Here is a 19,696-nt window from a genome sequence, read left to right on the forward strand (position 1 = left end):
CCGACGTCTGACCTATTCCAGGCGACGGCACTAATTATTAGCATTGTTCTTTAATATGTATAACATAAAAATAGACGTATTTATGGTATTTAGAAACAAATTTGCAGATTTTCGAGGCAGAACAGGTGCCTTTGGCGGCACCCGGCTATTTGTTGGCATCTTTACGGATCTGTTCCAGCAGATCCTCATCTCCTATCATACGCTGCATGAGGTTATATACCTGATTATCAACATCATTGTTGTACAACTTCAGAATATCATTCGCCAATTGACGTTTGAGACCCGGATACTGCTCGTCATTCGCTTGATAATACTGCGACATCAGGCCCTCTGCCGCCGTTGCTCGCATATAGTCGTTACTTTCCTTTTCCACAATATCCAGCAACGAACGTGCAATACGTGCATCCACCACTGGCGTTTGCGCCACCACGTCTAACGCTTGAACACGTAACTTATCATCATACTGGCCGCGACTGATTTTTATAACGGCGTCCACGGTATCGTAGCTCATAGCATCCATTTGAGTGCGATTTAACACATACATATTCATCTGCAACTGACCCATCGCCGACAGGCGCTCAATCACGGGCAAACTCTCATTCAGCACTTTTTGTTGTAGCTGCCCGCTGAGTTTATCCGCATACTCAGGATCAGTTTTCAGGCGCATTTCGTAGTCGTCGGGTAAGTCTTCATAAAAACCATAAACCGGGTTACTTTCTCTGTGCGCAGCACGCTCTTGTTGTTCTTTTTCTTCCAAAATTGCCAACACGGACTCTTCAAGGGACTGAGGTGAATGCGATGTTGAAAACGCACGGTTTTCCAACTCGAGTACGCGCCCCTGAAGATAGTGAATTTGCTCTGTTAACTGCTGAATATCTGCTTGCTCTGGACGGTATTCGCCCATACGACTGGCAGTAAGCGGTTCGCTTTGAGTCGCCTGAAACGGAGGTGACTCAGGGTGACCAGACTCAATGGCCAGTGTAGGTGGCCGGGTAACCTGACCATAAATCGCCATGCCCAGGGCACAGACAGACAAAGCTAAAGACAGTGTGGTTTTAAATTGCGACATAGTTTTCCTCTCAACTCTGGCAATCTACACAAAAAGCATTGCTTTTGCATCGACAATCCTGTTAAAAGTTGTACCTTCATCTTTGGCAATTGAACAAGGACTCAGGATGGAAATCCGTTGGAATTCGTTCAAAATCAGTGTTTTTATCATCGCCTGTGCGATACTCGACTTGCTGTTAACCCTGCTCGGTGTTTGGTCTGTGGAGGGAGTAACCCGCACCTGGGTGCTCAGTTTCGAAGCCATGACTCTGAGTGTTTTGCTCATCAACAGCATAATGATAAGGCGCTCAGTCTGTCATTATAAAAATACGCGCCAAAACCGATTTCTTGCAAGTCTGATGGTCTTTTCTTTACTCTTTTGCCTGGCTGGCGACGTGACTAACTTCAACCTGACACAGAGCTACTTTCAACATGGTGATGTGGTCAAACATGACTACCTGGCAGACTCTGTGTGGTTTTTTGTGCCAGGCTATACCTTAATGTTTATCGCTTGCTGGCGCCTGATGGACTATTCTGCTCGCCAGACTCGCTATTTTATTATTGCTACATTGATTACGGCAACGCTGGGTTTACTCAGCTATTTAAATATGCACATACCCGGGAGTGGCTGGTACGTCTCTCTGATGACTGGCTTCTATGCTGTATTTATTGCGCAGGCCGCACTGCTCGGCTTATGCTTGCTGATCAATAAAAACTTCCCTGAGACGCCCAGATATAGTCTGGCAGCCGCACTGATACTTGCCACGGTCGCAGATGCGCTGATCGGGCAGTTTTGGATCTTTGGCAATGGGGGCCTGGGCTACTATCCCCAGATCAGAGCAATTAACTGGGTGTTTTATATTACATCCCAGGCCATCGTGATCCATTTACCCTTGGTGGCACTTGCCCGAGCTCATGGTTCAAGTCGAACTTGTGCCGCAGGTGCCGGTTTTGCAAAATAGTATCCCTGAATATGGTCACATTTTTGCTCAAGCAGAAACGCCAGCTGCTGCTCTGTTTCGACCCCTTCAGCCACCACTTTCAAATGCATATTATGTGCAAGACTGATAATGGCCCGCACCACCATCTCGCACTTTTCATCTTCTCCCAGTTTGCGGATAAACTCACGGTCAATTTTTAAAGTGTTGATCGGCAGATGTACCAGATAACTAAACGACGAGTAACCCGTGCCAAAGTCATCAATCGCCACTGCTATTCCCAGACGCTGAAAGGCGTTTAGGATCTCAATTGCCTGCTGTGGACTTTGCATCATCATTCCCTCCGTTACCTCAACTTCTATGGCATCGGCTGGTAACTGATATTTCTGCAGCAGGTAAAATACCATTTCGGGCAATTCCTCTCGCCGTAATTGTTCCATCGACAAATTTACCGCAATACAAGGTGGGTTAGTGTATTCCTCTCGCCATTTCTTCGCCTGTCGACAAGCTTGCTCGACGACCCATTCACCGACTTTATTGATCAGTCCTATTTCTTCAAGCTTGGGTATAAACACATCAGGACTCAGTCTGCTGCCATCCGCCGGAAACCACCGTAACAACGCTTCAACTTTGCTGACCTGGTTATTGGCAATATCCCACTGAGGCTGATAAAACAGAGTAAACTCATCATGTTCTATGGCTACACGGAGCTTTTGCTCCAGCTCCAGTGATGCCAGAGCCTGTAAATGCAGCTCTTCGGTAAAGAACTGAAAGTTCTGCCCACCCTGCTTTTTGGCCCGGTACATAGCCAGTTCAACCGCCCTTAGAACACTAACGCTGTCCTCGCCAGCTCCCGGGAAGCGTGCGATCCCAATACTGGGGCCAATGTAGATCTCGTTACCGCGAATAAGGTAGGCGCCCGACAGGTGACTCAATAATTGCTCCGCAAGCGCAGCCTCATTCCTGACATGTTGCTCAATAAAATTCTCCAGTAAAATAACATACTCATCGCCACCTATGCGGGCAACAATATCACCGTCACTGACCGTTTTTACAATCCGGTGACCCACTTCCTGAAGTAAAATATCACCCACTTCATGGCCAAACTGGTCATTGACTTGTTTAAAGTGATCCAGATCGAGGTGTAATAGCGAAAACTCCCGGCCGTGTCTGAGGCTACGCTTGATAGCTTGTTGTAAGTGTTTCTCAAAAGTGCTGCGATTAACCAGCCCTGTTAAGGTATCAAACTGGGATAATCGGCTCAGTTGCTCCTCGATGCTGCGCTTCTGACTGATATCCTGAAAGGCAATCACTACCCCCAATAGGGTATTGTTTTCGTAAATAGGTGTTGCAATAAACTCCGCCGGGAACATACGCTTTTCATTGTCTTTAAATAAACCATATGAGTCCCGGTAGGTGTAGCCCTGTGAGCAATGTTCAAAGATCTTGCAATTTTCCCAGCTTGCATTGCCAGCCATGGACGTCGACAGGCAAATAAACTCTGCCACGTTCGCCCCGACTAAGGTATTTTCGCTTAGGCCAAGTATTTTCTCTGTTGCAGGGTTGGTATAGGTAATGCGTCCCTGAGTGTCAACACCTAAAATGCCTTCACCAATAGACTTAAGTAACAGCCGATTTTTGTTTTCAAGTTCCTGTATATCCTGAAAAGACTGTAATAACTTAGTTCTTTGCTGTTCCAGCTCCAGAAAAACCTGGACCTTGCTGTAAAGCGTATGTGCATTGATGGGTTTAAACAAATAGTCGACTGCGCCCACTTCATACCCTTTAAACTCCAGTGCTTCAGTATGATCTGCGGCGGTTATAAATATGATCGGAGTATGCTTGGTTTCGTCATTCATACGTAATAATGAGGCCGTTTCAAAGCCATCAATACCGGGCATCATCACATCCAGTAAAATCACTGCGTACTTATGCCGCAGAACCATTGACAATACCTCGTGTCCTGACTCGGCAGAATGAAAATTGGCTTGCATATCTGCAAGGATTTTTCTCACCACCCGATGGTTTTCAGGCCTGTCATCAACGATCAAAATCGTCGGTTTGGTGCGGTCATCTTCATGCACCTGACGTTGCTTAATTGCACCCATAAATCGTCCTGGTTTGTCTCTTTCCAGCTCCTTCAAGCTTAGTACAAAAATAGCACTTTCAAATCTGAACCGCGCAAATTATGCTAATCCTTTAGTCCTAGTTAAATACCAGGCACTTTACGATAAAGCGTTGCGGCATTGTCCAGTAACTGCCATCGGGCGCTGGTATCCAGATAATCGAGGTTTTCAAGCCGTCCCAGCCCCAAAAAGCCACTGTGATGCAGACTTTGGTCAAACAAGTCGACCACTCGCTTTTTTAATGTATTATCAAAGTAAATCATCACATTACGGCAAAGTATCAGCTGCATCTCGCCAAATACCCCATCGCAAACCAAATTATGATTGGCAAACACAATGTTTCTGGCCAGCTCCATGCGGATTTTACTATTATGATATTGGGTCGAGAAATGCTCCTGAAACGGTGTAGCTTGTGATATTGCCAGTTGGCCGTAATTCAGCTCTCCCTGTCGCATTGTTTCTTCCGTGAAGATACCCGCCTTCGCTTTGTCCAAAATGCGGTCATTAAAGTCGGTCGCATAAATCTTAGCCCGGTCATATAAACCATGCGCCTTTAATAGCATCGCAAGAGAGTACACTTCTTCGCCAGTGGCACACCCGGCATGCCAAATTTTAAAGTAAGGAAAAGTCTCTAAAACAGGCAAGACATGCTGCTCCAGAGACTGAAAAAAGGCGGGATCCCGAAAAAATTCAGTCACACTGACCGACAACTCCTGCAACAGCTTGTGCATATACCCTTTCTCGTACAACACTTTGGGGATCAAGTGCGAAAAATGAGGTACATCGTCCATAAGCAAACAATTTTGCAAACGCCTGATCAGCGTGCTGCGTGCATACTGAGAAAAATCATAGCCGCTGCGCTGATACAAAACGTCCAGTAAAATGTCTACTTCCAACATCTGCTCGGGTGTTAGCTTACTTTTATGGCCCGATAGCGGTGCCATATCAATGGAGTCTGTCGCTTGCATTTTGCGTGTCGTATAACCAAATTTTCATCATAGAGATCAATACATTGATATCGACCGGTTTAGCAAGATAGTCACTGGCTCCAGCCTCAAGACATTTCTGCTTGTCTTCACTCATCGCCTTTGCTGTCAATGCGATAATTGGGAGATTTTGTGAAATATCTGCACGAATGTGTTTCATAGCTTCAAAACCATCCATCACAGGCATCATAATGTCCATCAGCACCAGGTCAAACTGCTCATTCTGCTGCAGCTTTTCCAATGCCAGCTGACCGTTATCGGCCATGGTGACAGCAAGCCCCTGCTCTTTCAGTAACTTGGATAGAGCATAGGTGTTACGCAGGTCATCATCAACCAGCAGTATATGAAAACCAGACAGGTCAACTGGTTGACTACTAATATCTTCGTGCTTGGAAGCGACCACGCTGGGTGGTAGCTGCTGTTCGACCGAGTGTAAAAAGAGCTCGACTTCATCTTGTAAACGCACCGGGGCATGATCCGTTTTCAGTACTATTTTATCAGTAAATCGTAACAAATGATGGTACTCATCCCGGCTCAGCTCCTGCGCGGTATAGACAATAATAGGCGGTAATGACAGACCTGCCTCAGCGTCCATTCTTTCAAGCAATTCAAAACCCGATATATCCGGTAAATTCAGATCAACAATGCAGCAGTCTATCGGATGTTGCTTGAGAAGCTGCATGGCTGTACCACCATTGTTAGCAACATGTAGCTCTAACCCCTTTTGCTGCAAAACCTGTTTAATCACTTTACAGGCATGCATGTCATCTTCGACTAAGAGTAAATGTTTAATGTGTTTTTGCAGTAACACTTCAAACTTAGAGAAAACCTGCTCCATCTGTTCTAAAGACACTGGTTTAGTTAAAAAGTCGATTGCACCCTTTTGCAGCGCTTTTGGATCTTTACTCTTGCCCGACACAATATGGACCGGGATCTCGCGCGTTTTAGGCTCAGACTTCAGGGTATCCAGCAGCGCCATACCATCCATATCCGGTAACCCGATGTCCAGTATCACCGCACTGGGCTGCGCTTGTTGTATCATGTTCAGTGCCTGCTCAGCCCGAGAACACACTACAGGGGCAAACTGATGCTTATAGGCAATGTCGGATAAAATGCTGGCAAACTGGCTGTCGTCTTCAACAATCAGAACGGATTTATTTTCTTGTTCAGTAACCGAGTCTGGCGCAGTGTCTGTGGTGACAATTGCATTAGCCCGGGTAACGCTCGCTGGCTGCGGCTGCGCTAACAGAGCATCATCATGCACTTTGACAAAGTCATTGTGCCGCACAGCCTGGTTTGTGTATAAGTCAGGTTGTGACTGTGGCGCTTCCTGCTGCTCATTTTCCGGCTGTTTATAACGCGGAATATACAAAGAAAAAGCACTGCCTTTATCCAGCTCGCTGACTAACTGGATCTCTCCGCCCAGCAAGTGGCTAAACTCTCGAGAAATCGTCAACCCAAGGCCGGTCCCGCCAAAAGCCCGGCTGGTTGACCCGTCGGCCTGCTGGAAGGCTTCAAAAATCGCCTGTTGTTTATCTTGCGCTATACCAATACCGGTATCTTTTACCACAAAGCTCAAACAGCTCTGCGGGGTCAGTGTCGGGTTGTTAAACTGAGCACTACCGTCGGCCGGTTCGATGCATAATTCAACATTGCCCTGCTCTGTGAACTTAAAGGCATTCGAGAGCAAGTTACGCAGCACTTGTTCCAGCCTGAGCTCGTCAGTTTCAATGTCCTGAGGTGCCATAGGTGAGATGCTTACTTTAAACTCAAGGCCTTTTTCTTTTGCAATCGGCTCAAACTGCTTTTTCAATCGGGCTGCAAAACCATGCAGATTCACTCTGTCTGAAGTCAATTTAAGTTTACCTGCCTCAACTTTAGACAAGTCGAGGATTTCATTAATGAGCGTGAGCAGCGACTGACCCCCATTGTAAATGACTTCAATGTCTTCAAGCTGGTCATCCGTCAAATTGCCTTCGGCGTTGCGGGCTAAAGACTGCGACAACAACAACAAGCTGTTAAGCGGCGTTCTTAACTCATGCGACATATTGGCTAAAAACTCAGACTTATACTTGCTCGATACCGCTAATTGTTCAGCACGATGTTGCAGCTCAATGCGGGCGTTTTCAATCTCAATTTTTTGCTTTTGCAACGTGTCTGTGCGCTCGGTGAGCTGAGTGTTGGTTTGAGTCAGCCGGCTTTTTTGCTCTCTTAACTCTTCTTCCGATCGCTTAAGTTCCTGTGTTTGCTGCTCCATCTCCTCATTGGCCGCTTTTAAATCCTGTTGCTGAGACTCAAGCTCCTCAGCCTGCTGCTGCGATTCATCCAGCAGCTCCTGTAACCTGTCCCGTGACAACGCAGATGCCAAAGCCTGGGCAATACTATCGGCAGATAGCTCAAGTAGTTCCAGGCAAATGTCTGAGAACGTTTTAACACTCGCGATAACCAGTACCGCTAACACAGCTTCATTTTGCCGTTTGTCTTTAATGGGTACCGCGACCACCTGCCTCGCAGCAGATTGCCCCAAACCAGAATCCACCGACATCAATACATGCTCTTCTGGCAAACCGCTAAAATACAATAGTTTACCTTCCAATGCAGCCTGCCCAACCAAGCCTTCGCCTTGCTCAAACTCGGTGTTTTCTGTGCTACGATACTTATAGGCATAGCTGGTTTTCAGCTTATAAAGATCTCCCTCCAGCGCATATAAAGCACCGACTTCAGCCTCCAGGTAGCGGCTACAGAAATCGCAGGCAATTTTATAGATTTGCTCGACCGATTGTGTCCCGGTCAAGCGCTCTGCTATGTCTGCCTGCCCAGCTTTTAGCCAGGTCTGATGCTGTGAAAGCTGATGAGTTGTACGCAGGTTTTTTGTCATTGCATTCAATGCCATGCCAAGCAGATCTTGCTCTCCTTTTGGTGTAAAGTCTTGTGTATAGTCTCCTTTTTCTATTTCTTTGGCATGCTGAGTAATCGCCCGTAAGGTCTCTGTCATTTTTGCCAGCGACTGTGATAACTGCTTTATTTCTTTACTGCCCTGAAGCTGCACATTAGTGCTAAAGTCGCCATTCGCAACCTGATCTGCAACCGCAATAGCTTGTGTCAGCGACTGACCAACCTGCCTGTTAATCAAATAGGCAATGCACGCCGTAATGAATGCAGCGCCAAGTAAAGCGATAGCTGCCAGACGGGTTAAATCTGCAAGGCCGCTCTGACTGGTTGTCAGACTCTGGTCCGCCAGCTGCTGTTGTGCCAGCTCTATTTCTATTAACTGGTTCTTAAGTGCTCTGGTCAATGGCCCCAACCGCTCACGCCAGGTATTTTCCGCCTGATCCCAGCCATTGCTCCGCCTGAGTTCAAAAATTTGTGGCAGAAGCTGCCAAAACTCCTCCCTCAATCGCGTCACCTTTTGGATCTGAATGGCTTGCTGGCTGCTCAGCAATGCCTGCTGCTGTTGCACATTCAGCCAGGCATCTTCATGCCAGGTACGATGGCGTTCAAACTCCAGGAAGTAGGTTTCCCGATTACTGAGCAAAAATGCCTGAACTGATGTCAGCGCACTGGTGAAACCGCCGCGAAAATCTGCCAGGTGTTTTAACAACTGCTTGCGCGATGGATCGGCCGCCAGCTCTCTTTCCCACTCAATGGTCAGGGTTACGGCATCAATAATTTGCTGCGCACGGGGCATAGCCTGATTGAAAAATACCTGCAAACCCGGAAAATTCGCCTCCGACTGAGCGATTTCTTCAATTTGTTGCTGTATCAGCCTGGCTTCGTTGAGTTTATTTTCAAGCATAGAGATCTGCGTCTGACTCAACGCAGACTGGGGCAGGCGGTGAATTTTAAAAAGCGACTCGTCAATGGCCTGCCAGGCCTCGCGCCGCCCTTGCAGGTGCTGCTGACCGCCCCCGGCCATCCAGGATTTCAGCTCGAGTTTAGAGTCCTCGAAGTTAGATCTCAGTGCCTGCATATGCTTAACACTGGCCAGTTCATTGGTACTAAACTGAGTGCTACTTTGCTCCAGCTCAGTTAACTGAAAAAGCGCCGCAATGACAAATGCAGCGGGGATCACAAAAGCCAGTACAAACCCTGCGCTGATGCGCGTGCTTAACGTATTTAACTCCATTATTCCTTCACCCAGATAAAAAGCCAGTCCATTTATTCTGAAAATGTTCACTCAGAGTATAGACACGCACACTTAAATGTGGGTAAAAATCTGACTAAAAATCGCTCTCCCCTGCCGAATTAGCAAACTCCGTTTTGAGCCACTCAAATAAAGCCATGAACTCAGCGTTGAGCCAATGCCGCTCGGGCGCAACCAGATAATATGAAAAAGCCAGTTTGATAGGGTCTGCATCAAGTTTTTCCAGCGTCCTGTCACTCAATGCTTGTTGTGCGATATGGTGCCAGCCCAGGGCGATGCCCTGACCATATTTGGCGGCGCCCATGGCCAGGCCCACATGGCTGAAGGTATCTACGCGTGGCACCCGTTCACCAGACCCCTGAAAACGGCTCATCCAGGTCTCCCAGCCCAGGTTTGATGGTGCGTCCTCAGGTCCACTGCGATAAGCAAGTAACGGCACTTGCGTCATCCAGTCATCGAGTGACAACACTTCAGGGAATTGCTTGCGCAGTGAGGGCGATATCACCGGATAGGTATACTCATCCGCCAGCCAGCGGCTAGTCAGATTAGCAAATTCGCCCCGGCCAAAGTGCAGATGGCCATGCACCCGGTTGCTGGCAAATTCGACCAGTTGGTCCATCGCTATCAGCTCTAACTGTATATGGGGCAACGCCTGATATAAACGCGTGAGTCTGGGTAACAGCCAGTGTTCCAGCAGTGAAGGGATCACAGCCAGCACTATGGTGTGCTTGTCTGTTTGCGCCTTCAGCCTGGTCTGACGAATACCGGCGTTGAGCTGCGACAGTCCACTCAGAACATCAGTCAGCAGCAGTTCTGCAGCCGGTGTCAGCACAACCCCTTTTGACTTTCTGTAAAACAGTTGCACATCAAGCTGTTGCTCAAGCAGCTTCATCTGGTGACTAATCGCACTGGGGGTTTTGTGCAGGATCTGCCCCGCTTTGGTGAAACTCAACTCAGCCGCAACCACAGCAAAACTTTGCAGTGCAGTAAGTGAAATATTTGCCTCAATCATGATGTGAAAAAAATTAACAGCAGATTGAGTTATTATCGCTTTTACTCATGACATTTCAATTCCATACTGGCCTCAGCCATCGCAATCAGGAGTAATAAGATGTCCCGGTACTTTGCAACCATTCGCTGGCAACAAAACCAGCATGATAACTTTACGGAACAAAAATACAGCCGCGCACACCAGTGGCAATTCGGTGGTGGTGCTGAAATACCCGCCTCTGCATCACCGAATATCGTGCCCCAACCCTATTCGGTTCCTGAATATGCCGATCCGGAAGAAGCGTTTGTTGCGTCACTTTCCAGCTGCCACATGTTGTTTTTCCTCCACCTGGCTGCTAAAGCCGGCATCGTAGTAAAAAGTTACGTTGATGAGGCGGTCGGTGTACTCAGTGAAGACACAAGCGGAAGAAAAGCGATGACACAAGTGTGCCTGAGACCCAAAGTCACCCTGGCCGGACAGCATGCCAACGAGCAAATCGATCTGGATCCCCTACATCATGAGGCTCATGCGCTGTGTTTTATCGCCAATTCTGTTAAAACAGAGGTGCTGATTCAACCGCTATTATCATAAAAGCGAATAGTCTGTATAAATTGTGGGCCAGAATAACGCTGTCCCTGCCAGCCAAAACACGCACACACGCGTTCAATGATCCGGGTACCTAGCCCCTGACCATGATGCACTAGCTTTCCACACGCGCGATTGGTAAAGGTCATTTCCTTATCGCTCAGCGTGACAGTAAGTGCTCCCTCACCATGTTGCAGGGCGTTTTTCGCCAGCTGCTCCAGGAGCAGCATCAGCAGACGTGACTGCACAGCTTGGTTGACCTGCTGTGCAGGCAGGTTCAGCTCGATTACCAGCCCCTGTTGCTGCCAACTTTGCTGCCAGTCCGCCAAAAAGCCGCGCAGATCAGTCGCTGTCAGACGCACCTGATCGGCTCGGCACAATAGCAAAATGGCTTCACTTAGCGACATGAGATCCTGACCGGCTTGTTCAAGTTGTGTCAGCAGTGGGAGTGCATCTAAAGGCAGCCCATCCAGTTGCTCAAAGCGTGCAAGTGTATTTTGGATTTGTGCCAGCGGGGTATTGAGTTCATGACTTAAAAAGGCGGAATACAAGCGTTCCTGTTGCTGCGTATAATGCTGTGCATACGCATCGGTCGCAGCCAGGATAGACTGAGAAGAAAACTCTTCAAACTCCGCACCTGACGGGTTTTCCGGTGCCCGCAAACTTGCTGTCAGGTGCTCAGACTCACGCGCAATACGGCGATGAGTTGGCCACCAGATTAGTGCACCAAGCACAAACAAAGCCAGGGTCAGCGCAATAAACACCACCAGCAGGCTGGGGGAGTCTTGTTCGGTAATACGATGCACAATATAAAGTGGCTCAAAAGGTGCCTCAGCATAGCGCAGGACATATATATAATCATCGTCCAGCATCAGCAACTGAGAAACTTCACGGGCCTGTGCATTGGACCCAAGCCCGTTGTGGTTAAAAACGTGCTGATAGTCGGCGGGCAAGTCTTGCCAGTTGCCCATCAGCTTAGTGCTATCCTGATAAGGCAATTGCAGCTGACCTGAGAGCGCCACCTCCAGGTCCTGGTAGAGATAATAGTCTGATGTCCCATCCCAGGCGTAGTGATAAACCTGGCTGGCCACCCACATCCAGATCAGAGAAAACACCCCAAACAGCAAAAATAACCGTCTGACTAAATACCCTCTGAGCGTTTTTTGCCTCATTAACTCGATTCTCTCAATGCCACGCCCTGACCCTTGAGCGTCTGTATCACAGAGGGTTCATTGTCGCGGCTCAGATTGTGTCTCAGCCGAGTTAACAAAGACTTATACATGTTATTATTCACCTCACTGTCGGGCCAGATATGACGCAGGATCTGAGCTTTATTTACCGGTGCCGGTGCCTGCTCTGCCAGCAAAGCAAGCAACTGCCATTGCTGTGGGGATAACACTATGGTGCGCTCACCTCGTTTGACAATTTTTGCCGAAAAATCCACATGCAGGCTACCCAGTTCAAACACCTGGTTGCACTTAGACACTTTACCCGCCAACAGCTTGACCCTTACTGCCAGCTCAGGCAGCGCAAAGGGCTTAGTGATATAATCCAGGGCACCGGCCGCAAACGCGGCGAGTTTATCGTCAAGATCCGTTGCCGCGGTACAAAACAATACAGGGGCATCAAACCCGGCCAGCGATTGCTGCAGCAAACTCAGCGCGTTGCCATCGGGCAAGCTCATATCCAGAATGATCGCATCATACTTATCAAAGCTGGCAGTTTGCGCCGCAATCTCTTTTGCATGGCTCAAAGTTGCGGCATAATCGACTTCAATGCCCTCCGCGTTGAGAAAGTCTATCGTCTGTGCGGCCAATACCGCGTCGTCTTCAACCAATAAGATCAGCATTTAACCTCTATACTGTTACCTTGTGGTTACCATGCTACTGATAGTGTATCGGCATCAACGAGGAGTCAACAATGCGAGCAACAAAGATGATCACCAGCAGTTTTCTGATAGCCGGTTTAGCCCTCAGTGGCTGTAACTCTGACAACCAAACCAGCAGCCAAAGTGCCACCCCGACCACCCCGGCGTCCAGTGTGCAGCAGCCCAGCGCAGCGCAAAGTGCCACTATGGTATTTACCCACGGCCGCATTTATACGGTAAATGCTGAGCAACCCTGGGCACAAGCCGTGGTGGTTAAAGACAATAAGATTATTCTGGTCGGTAGCAATGAAGAAGCCCAGGACTATATCAGCGAAACAACCCAGCACATTAACCTGCAAGGCAAGATGATGCTGCCCGGGTTTCACGATGTACACATGCACCCGCTTGAATCTGCCTCCGAGGCCACTCAGTTTACGGTGCCAGCCACAGCAACCGCGGGAGAGTACATAGACGAAGTGGCCTATGCCGCTAGCCAGCACCCCACAGCCACCTGGCTCATTGGCTACGGCCATGAAATATCAACACTGCTGGAGATGGCTGACTCACCTCTGGCGATGCTTGATGAAGCCGTGCCAGACAGGCCGGTGATCATTATGGAGCAAACCTCTCATTCAATGTGGGTCAATAGCAAAGCTCTCGCATTGGCGGGCCTGTCTGCCAACAGCATAGACCCAATCGGCGGTGTGCTGGGTCGCGATGAGCAAGGTAAGCTCAATGGCATCTTATACGACAATGCCGGTAATCAGGTCATGGAGCTGGCAATGCAGTCTCTGCCCGATGCTGCTCAGAGCGATTATCTTGGCCTGATTGAATATACTATGCCCGAGTTGAACAAGGCCGGGATCACCTCCATCAGTGACGCCCGTACTTACTGGCAACGAGGCCACCTGGACACCTGGCAACGGGTTGCAAATGAAGACAAGCTAACATTGCGGGTTAGTCTGGGGCTATGGGCTTATCCGCATATGAACGACAACACCCAGCTGGCTAAACTCAAATCATTGTATCAAAGCAATCCTGTCGAGTTATTACAGGTGAACCAGGTCAAGTTCTATATGGATGGTATTTTAGTCAATACCACCGCAGCAATGCATGAGCCCTATCTGGAGAACTGGCTTGAGCTGGATGGCAATCGTGGTCTGAATTATTTTACCCAGGCACGGCTCGAAAAGTACCTTAAGGCGCTGGAACCAACAGGCTTTGACTTTAATATCCATGGCATTGGCGACCGCGGTATTCACGAAGCCCTGAATGCCATTGAAAATGCCTCTAATGGCCAGGGTCGTCACCGTATCACCCACCTGGAGGTTGTTGACCCGTTCGATCTGCCACGTTTTGCCAAGCTGGGTGTCATTGCCGACGCGCAGGTCGCCGGAGACTTCACCAAACCGAGCCACTGGCCAGAGACCATTCCCCTGATTGGTAGCGAGCGCGCACAAGATCTGGTGCCTATTCGCAGCCTGAGCGATAACAATGCCACGCTCACGCTCTCAAGTGACTGGAATGTCAGCCCGTTTAATCCGTTTATCGGATTAAGTAACGCGGTGTCGCGCCAACCACAGGCCATTACGCTGGCGCAGGCCATTGAGGCCTACACCCTTAACAGCGCCTATGCGATGCGCCAGGAGCAGCGTGTTGGCAGCATTGAAGTAGGTAAACTGGCGGATCTGGTGGTGATTGACCGTGACCTATTCGAAGCCAGCGCCAACGAAATCCGCAACACACAGGTGGTATTGACACTGCTTGATGGCGAGATTGTTTACCAGCGTTAAATCAAGCTGGGGGGCCGACTTTGCCCCCCAGGGGTATCTGGTAAATTACTGGCTATCCTACTCAACCGGGGCAGGTATAGGCAAAGCGCGCCCGGCACGTGCGTTATCAGGCAATACAGCGCGCACCGCATCCACCGAGTCAAAATCCAGCTTGGGATGATAACTAACCCAACGCCCGTTGATGTGTGCTTCTAATTCAAATCCGGGGATCTCACTAAACAACTTCAGCGTGTCATCCTCGCGACGGCTTGCAGCCACGGTAGGGATACGGAAAAAGCGTCCCTGACGGGTTAGTTTGGGCAGTTCACGGTAGCCCAGCAAAGCGACAAATCGTTGCCAGTCCTGCTCACGCAGCTGCTGACTTTGAGCACTGAAGTAGCCGCTTTTATCGTTGTAAATCCTGCCAGCCTGATACGGTACGGCCCAGCCAGGCTTGTGCCAGGCTCGCTCTGCCAGTGCCAGCAAACGCGGATACAACATGTATTCGGCCTGCACGTCATCCCGGATCATTTCGCTCCACAGGTGCCCCTGCATACCGGTATAACCAACGCCTGGCTTCAGGCCGGAGTCTTTATCATCCGCACTGTAATTGTGATGAAGCACATCGCGCCAGAACTCCGCATGGACTGGCAAATTATCGGGCATAAACTCAAACACTTTGCGGGTATCTAACGCCCGGCTGGCCCAGTGATTACCGCGCTCCTGTGGATGAGACTGATACGGAAAATCAAAGTAAGTTACATCCGGCAATGACAATACCACTTCCCAGCCCTGATTGGCCTGCTGGTGCGCCACCCTGTGCCCTTGCTCGCTGAGTGTACTCCAGACATTGGTTTGCACCTGTTTGGGCATTTTCTGAGGATCTACGTCGCTCAGGCCATCACTCCAGCCGGCCACTGTGATGCCTTTTTCTGCCACCATGGCCGCTACTTGCTCGATAAAATAACCGTTCATCGACGTAATGGTTTGCTTCTTATTCAGCGCCTGACAGGCAGGAGAATCCAGCCAGGCACCAGCGGTTTCGTCAGCCCCTATGTGATACGTTTTTAATGGTACACCTGCACGTTCATGCATACGTTGTAACTCATTTAGCACCTTACCGACAAAGCGATAGGTAGCGGGCAGACAGACATTTAAGGTGTTGTCATGGTAGTGCTGGATAGAGGAATAGCGGGTTTTGTCCGCTTCTTCTACCAAGCGATATTCATTGGCCGCCGCTTCTTTACCTTTCGCCATCAAAGCCCGGTAACGGGCCTCCATCGCAATAATGGCCGCACGGGAGTGTCCCGGCATATCCAGTGATGGGATCACTTCGATATGATGTGCTTTTGCATAGCGCAAAATTTCGCTGTAATCCTGCTGCGAATAATGTCCGTTGCGTGGCGCGCCGCTACCAGTCCCCGCGCCCAGTTGCGGTAACAAGCAACGTGTTTCGCTGAGCTCCAGACAGCGTAGCCCGCCGACTTTGGTCAGCTCAGGAAGGCCTGCGATGGCAAGACGCCAGCCTTCATCATCGGCCAGGTGCAGATGCAGTTTATTCAATTTGTACGCGCCCATTTGCGCTATGGTATCCAGTATAAACTGCTTGGAGCGGAAGTTGCGTGCACTGTCGATATGCAGCCCCCGGAAAGCATAACGGGGCGCATCCGCAATGGCGACACTAGGAATACTGCGTGTTTTAAGGTCCATTAACCCCGCCAGAGTTTGCACCCCGTAGAAGGCACCGGCAGCATCCGACGCCTGAATAGCAATGCGATTGGTGGAGCTGTTAAACTGATACCCCTGCGCTGCAATAGCCAGTGAGGGATCCACCGTTACGCTTACCGGTAACCCCTTTTGGGTTTGCTGTACCCCCAGCTGCGCAAGGCGTTTACCCGCCATTTCAAGTTCAGCCAGATCGATACCCGTCAGTTCAAAACGCACCCCCTTTTCCAGGTTGATCCGCCCCTGAGACACCACCTTAAATTCTCTGGGTGTCGGGATCACGCCCTCCGGTGCATAGGTAAATTCGGGTTCAGACTGGTGCTGCGCAAGGTAAGCCGCGCTCATCCAGGGGGTTTGATCTTCACTGCTGACACGCAGTTGATGGTATGACTCGAAAGGTGCCAGATAGGGCTGCAGCTCAAGCTGGGTTTGTTCATCGCGCACCGGGCGCGTACTGGCAATCACTCTGGGGAGCAGACGCTGCGCCTGATCGGCCAGTATATAGTTTGGCATAAACTCAGAGCGGGTGATCTGTGAGTTTTTGGTATAAAAGCGAATGATAAACTCATCATCCGCTGAAAAACCATTAAACTGCGCAGTTGGGGTCAGTCTGTGCAGGTCGCCATTGAGGTGTTCTATCCTGAACTGCTCGGACTCTACCTGATAAATTGGCATCAGCTGGCTGAAGTAAATGGCCCAGTCAGTACCGCGATAATGCACCGGTGAACGTAGACGTAATTCAGATAAATAACACTGTGTCGCAGGCGCCGGGCACAGCTTAGGCACAGCGTCAATCAGGTGATAACGGATTTCCAGGTTATCGGCTACTTCATTTAACTCACCTTGTGTGAGCGCATGTACTGATTGAGCACCCAGTAGTGCCATAAACAGGCAAACAAACTTCTTCATATTCCCTCCGAAAACTGTTGCCGGAACAACTTGTACGCACCGCGTAATGCCGCATACTCCAGCTTACCCACTTCTATTTCAAGCTGTTTAAATAATGCCGGGTGTGTTTGCCCTGCAAGACTTTTCCACATAGTGCGCTTAAATAGGTCATACGACTGACTGACAGAGCCACCCAGCACAATTTTATCCGGGTCAAAAGCCAACAAAGCTTGTGCCAGCGCATACCCCAGGTGACTTCCAAACTCATCAAACAAGGATTGCGCGTAGCAGTCTCCCTGCTGTGCCAGTGCTGCCTGCTCAGCGCCGTTCGTGCCTCGGTCCAGAAAAAACTGTCCACTGGTATAGCGTTCTAATATGCTATTGCGATAAGAAAAGCTACCAAACTCGCCTGCTGCACAATGCCTGCCGCTGTAGAGGCGACCATCAAAAACCAGCCCAGCGCCAAGCCCAGTTCCGAGGCAGACCCCTAACAGGTTGGGCACCGGCTCAAAACACGGGGTTCCTGGCAGATAATGATGACCATAACAATATTCACCCATAGTAAAACAGTTAACATCGTTGTTAACAACTACAGGCAAAGAAAAATACCCATTTAATTGCGCAGCCAATGGTATATCTTGCCAGGCCGGAATATTGACCGCTTCCAGCACTGTGCCGCTACGCAGGTCAACCATACCCGGTACACCAATGGCGATACCGCAACATACGTCGCTTAGCTGCTCAGCAATAATCCCCTTAATAAAATCATTAACCTGTGTTTTGGTCGCTGAGGCAGGCACATTGTAGCGACGGGTTTCATAGACACCCTCTTCATCCACCCGGGCAACCTGCGCTTTAGTTCCCCCCAAATCGACACATACTATTGTACTCATTGTCCTGCGACTTCCTGTTTCTCTGTCAGTTCAGTTTGTCTACGCCGGAATATTCTGATGGTATGATTGCGCACAATTGGCTGCGCCCACCGGGCTATCCAGGCAATGTAAGCCAGTGGTAAAAGTAATACCAGGCAGGCAAGCTGCAAAGAACCACTCAGCTGCGTGAGGATCCCAATCACTGGAGAGGCTAATGCACCACCAATAATACCGGTACACAACACACCAGAGATCGCACCATGCCCACTGGGTACGGAGTTTAGCGCCAGCGAAAATAGCACTGACCACATCACAGATAAGAAGAACCCGGATAAGGGGAAGGCCATTAGGGCGACGTCAGTGTTGCCAATCAACGCTGCTATCAGACTCAGCGAAGCCCCCAGACAAAACAGCATGAGAATAAGTTTGGCGTCGAACAGCTTAAGTAACAACAAACCCAGCACACACCCCAGCGTCAGCATCAACCAGAACTGACTGATAACCTGGGCACTGTATTGAGGCTCAATTTGATGATAAGTTTGCAAAAACACCGCAATAGAATTGGCAATCCCCTGTTCCAGTGCCACGTACGCCACAATGGCAAAAAAGAACCGAATGACAGTTGGGTGACGAAAATAACCCACACATGCCCGCCAGCTTAATATTTCCTCGTCATTGCGCTCCACTGTTGCGAACTTGCTTACGCCTATCCAGATCAGCATCAGGACACTCAAAAGGGCAAATAGCCAGTACATACTCAGCCAGGGCATGGCTGCTGGGATCCAAGTAAAATCAGCAGGGTACGCTTGTATTTGACTAGCCAGCGTCACATATACCCAAGGCGACACACTGGCTGCCGCCCCAAACAATAACTGGGCAAGTACTGAGAACGCAGCAAAGTGAGCGCTCCCACCACTGCGCCGCAGTAGCGGATTAATAGCAACCTGTAGCATAGCCATCGCGGTCCCAATCAAAAACAGCGCCAACATAGCCACCAGAAAAAGGGGGGCAACGGCAAATAATAATGCCCCTAACCCCGCGAGCGTAAATGCCCCAAGCATCACGCGTTTTTCACCAAAGCGCTGTACCAGTAGACCGGCGGGAATGGACATTACTCCGTAGGCAATGAAAAAAGCAAAAGGAAACAAACCCGCCAGGGTCAGACCTATGTCAAAGCTTTTGATCAGTTCAGGGAATAATGGACCGAGAATATTGGTGAAAAACGACACCATAAAGAAGGTTACCAACACCAGGGCAACCACGAGGTAGTTAGGTTTCATGTATCTTACCTTGTTGTGAGCTAAGAGATAAAAAGGCGGTGACTTAATTGGAGCCGGTTTGTGGGCAGACAAACTCAATGATCCAAGGGGATCCTGTTAAGGATAGTCACCGCCTTAACTCGTCGGTAAGACTAGTTTGCCGCCATTGATAGCGCTGTAGCGGCACATTTCTAACAATTGCTAATACTTTTCTAGGTTGCTGAATAATCGGTTATCACAATAAAAACCGGATAACTATCCGTAAGCTTAGTCCTCTCACCTGATACACGGTGTTTGCTTTGTACATTTGCACGCAAGACTAAAATATTATTCAACTTGCCATATGAAAAGGTTAATAAATTCGAGCTGATATACTATAAAAGGTGAAGGAAATACATCATAAACCGGCATCTTGCAGGTAACGCAGTAAGTAATTGCTAACCATTCAATTGCGCATTGAAGAAAGCATGGCAATACTCAGGTTAGATATGCAAGT

The 19,696-nt window shown here is 49.2% G+C and carries 13 protein-coding genes; 3 read left to right on the forward strand and 10 right to left on the reverse strand.

Annotated features, from left to right (window positions below; all coding sequences use genetic code 11):
• Nucleotides 1-145: 145 nt before the first annotated feature.
• A complete protein-coding gene (locus MHN33_RS20040) occupies nucleotides 146-1,069 on the reverse strand; it encodes a hypothetical protein (RefSeq protein WP_239400714.1) in 924 nt (307 codons plus the stop codon).
• A gap of 106 nt (nucleotides 1,070-1,175) precedes the next feature.
• On the opposite strand from MHN33_RS20040, the gene MHN33_RS20045 reads away from it, so the two are divergent.
• A complete protein-coding gene (locus tag MHN33_RS20045; protein ID WP_239400716.1) occupies nucleotides 1,176-2,009 on the forward strand; it encodes a hypothetical protein in 834 nt (277 codons plus the stop codon).
• Here the strand turns inward: MHN33_RS20045 and MHN33_RS20050 are convergent.
• The 4 genes from MHN33_RS20050 to MHN33_RS20065 all read right to left on the reverse strand — a co-directional run bounded on the left by MHN33_RS20050 (nucleotide 1,961) and on the right by MHN33_RS20065 (nucleotide 10,253).
• Complete coding sequence (locus tag MHN33_RS20050) at nucleotides 1,961-4,093, reverse strand: EAL domain-containing protein (RefSeq protein ID WP_239400718.1); 2,133 nt, start codon at nucleotides 4,091-4,093, stop codon at nucleotides 1,961-1,963. The genes MHN33_RS20045 and MHN33_RS20050 overlap by 49 nt on opposite strands.
• A gap of 101 nt (nucleotides 4,094-4,194) precedes the next feature.
• Complete coding sequence (locus tag MHN33_RS20055) at nucleotides 4,195-5,079, reverse strand: protein-glutamate O-methyltransferase CheR (RefSeq protein ID WP_239400720.1); 885 nt, start codon at nucleotides 5,077-5,079, stop codon at nucleotides 4,195-4,197.
• On the reverse strand, nucleotides 5,057-9,223 hold the full coding sequence (locus tag MHN33_RS20060) for a response regulator (protein WP_239400722.1): 4,167 nt from the start codon (nucleotides 9,221-9,223) through the stop codon (nucleotides 5,057-5,059). The genes MHN33_RS20055 and MHN33_RS20060 overlap by 23 nt, the downstream gene beginning before the upstream one ends.
• 94 nt (nucleotides 9,224-9,317) lie before the next feature.
• Nucleotides 9,318-10,253: a LysR substrate-binding domain-containing protein gene (locus tag MHN33_RS20065; protein ID WP_239400724.1), complete on the reverse strand. Its 936-nt coding sequence runs from the start codon at nucleotides 10,251-10,253 to the stop codon at nucleotides 9,318-9,320.
• A gap of 99 nt (nucleotides 10,254-10,352) precedes the next feature.
• Between MHN33_RS20065 and MHN33_RS20070 the strand changes: the two genes are divergently transcribed.
• Nucleotides 10,353-10,823, forward strand: coding sequence for an OsmC family protein (locus MHN33_RS20070; protein WP_239400726.1), 471 nt, complete (start codon nucleotides 10,353-10,355; stop codon nucleotides 10,821-10,823).
• Here MHN33_RS20070 and MHN33_RS20075 read toward each other — a convergent pair.
• Both MHN33_RS20075 and MHN33_RS20080 read right to left on the reverse strand, forming a co-directional pair.
• Nucleotides 10,805-11,989 carry a hypothetical protein gene (locus MHN33_RS20075; protein WP_239400728.1) on the reverse strand — a complete coding sequence of 395 codons (1,185 nt, stop codon included), beginning with the start codon at nucleotides 11,987-11,989 and terminating at the stop codon, nucleotides 10,805-10,807. The genes MHN33_RS20070 and MHN33_RS20075 overlap by 19 nt on opposite strands.
• Nucleotides 11,989-12,666 carry a response regulator transcription factor gene (locus MHN33_RS20080; protein WP_239400730.1) on the reverse strand — a complete coding sequence of 226 codons (678 nt, stop codon included), beginning with the start codon at nucleotides 12,664-12,666 and terminating at the stop codon, nucleotides 11,989-11,991. The genes MHN33_RS20075 and MHN33_RS20080 overlap by 1 nt, the downstream gene beginning before the upstream one ends.
• Before the next feature lie 71 nt (nucleotides 12,667-12,737).
• Here MHN33_RS20080 and MHN33_RS20085 point away from each other — a divergent pair, with 71 nt between their 5' ends.
• Nucleotides 12,738-14,477 carry an amidohydrolase gene (locus MHN33_RS20085; RefSeq protein ID WP_239400732.1) on the forward strand — a complete coding sequence of 580 codons (1,740 nt, stop codon included), beginning with the start codon at nucleotides 12,738-12,740 and terminating at the stop codon, nucleotides 14,475-14,477.
• Between the two features lie 57 nt (nucleotides 14,478-14,534).
• Here MHN33_RS20085 and MHN33_RS20090 read toward each other — a convergent pair whose 3' ends face one another.
• The 3 genes from MHN33_RS20090 to MHN33_RS20100 are packed head-to-tail and all read right to left on the reverse strand — an operon-like array spanning nucleotide 14,535 to nucleotide 19,221.
• Nucleotides 14,535-17,090 carry a family 20 glycosylhydrolase gene (locus tag MHN33_RS20090; protein ID WP_239400734.1) on the reverse strand — a complete coding sequence of 852 codons (2,556 nt, stop codon included), beginning with the start codon at nucleotides 17,088-17,090 and terminating at the stop codon, nucleotides 14,535-14,537.
• Nucleotides 17,087-17,962, reverse strand: a complete 876-nt coding sequence (locus MHN33_RS20095; protein ID WP_239400736.1) for an ROK family protein — start codon at nucleotides 17,960-17,962, stop codon at nucleotides 17,087-17,089. The genes MHN33_RS20090 and MHN33_RS20095 overlap by 4 nt, the downstream gene beginning before the upstream one ends.
• Nucleotides 17,959-19,221, reverse strand: a complete 1,263-nt coding sequence (locus MHN33_RS20100; RefSeq protein ID WP_239400738.1) for an MFS transporter — start codon at nucleotides 19,219-19,221, stop codon at nucleotides 17,959-17,961. Before MHN33_RS20100 ends, MHN33_RS20095 begins: the two co-directional genes overlap by 4 nt.
• Nucleotides 19,222-19,696 lie beyond the last annotated feature (475 nt).

Origin of the sequence: Pseudoalteromonas sp. OOF1S-7, from assembly GCF_022347765.1 — a bacterium.
Classification (GTDB): domain Bacteria; phylum Pseudomonadota; class Gammaproteobacteria; order Enterobacterales; family Alteromonadaceae; genus Pseudoalteromonas.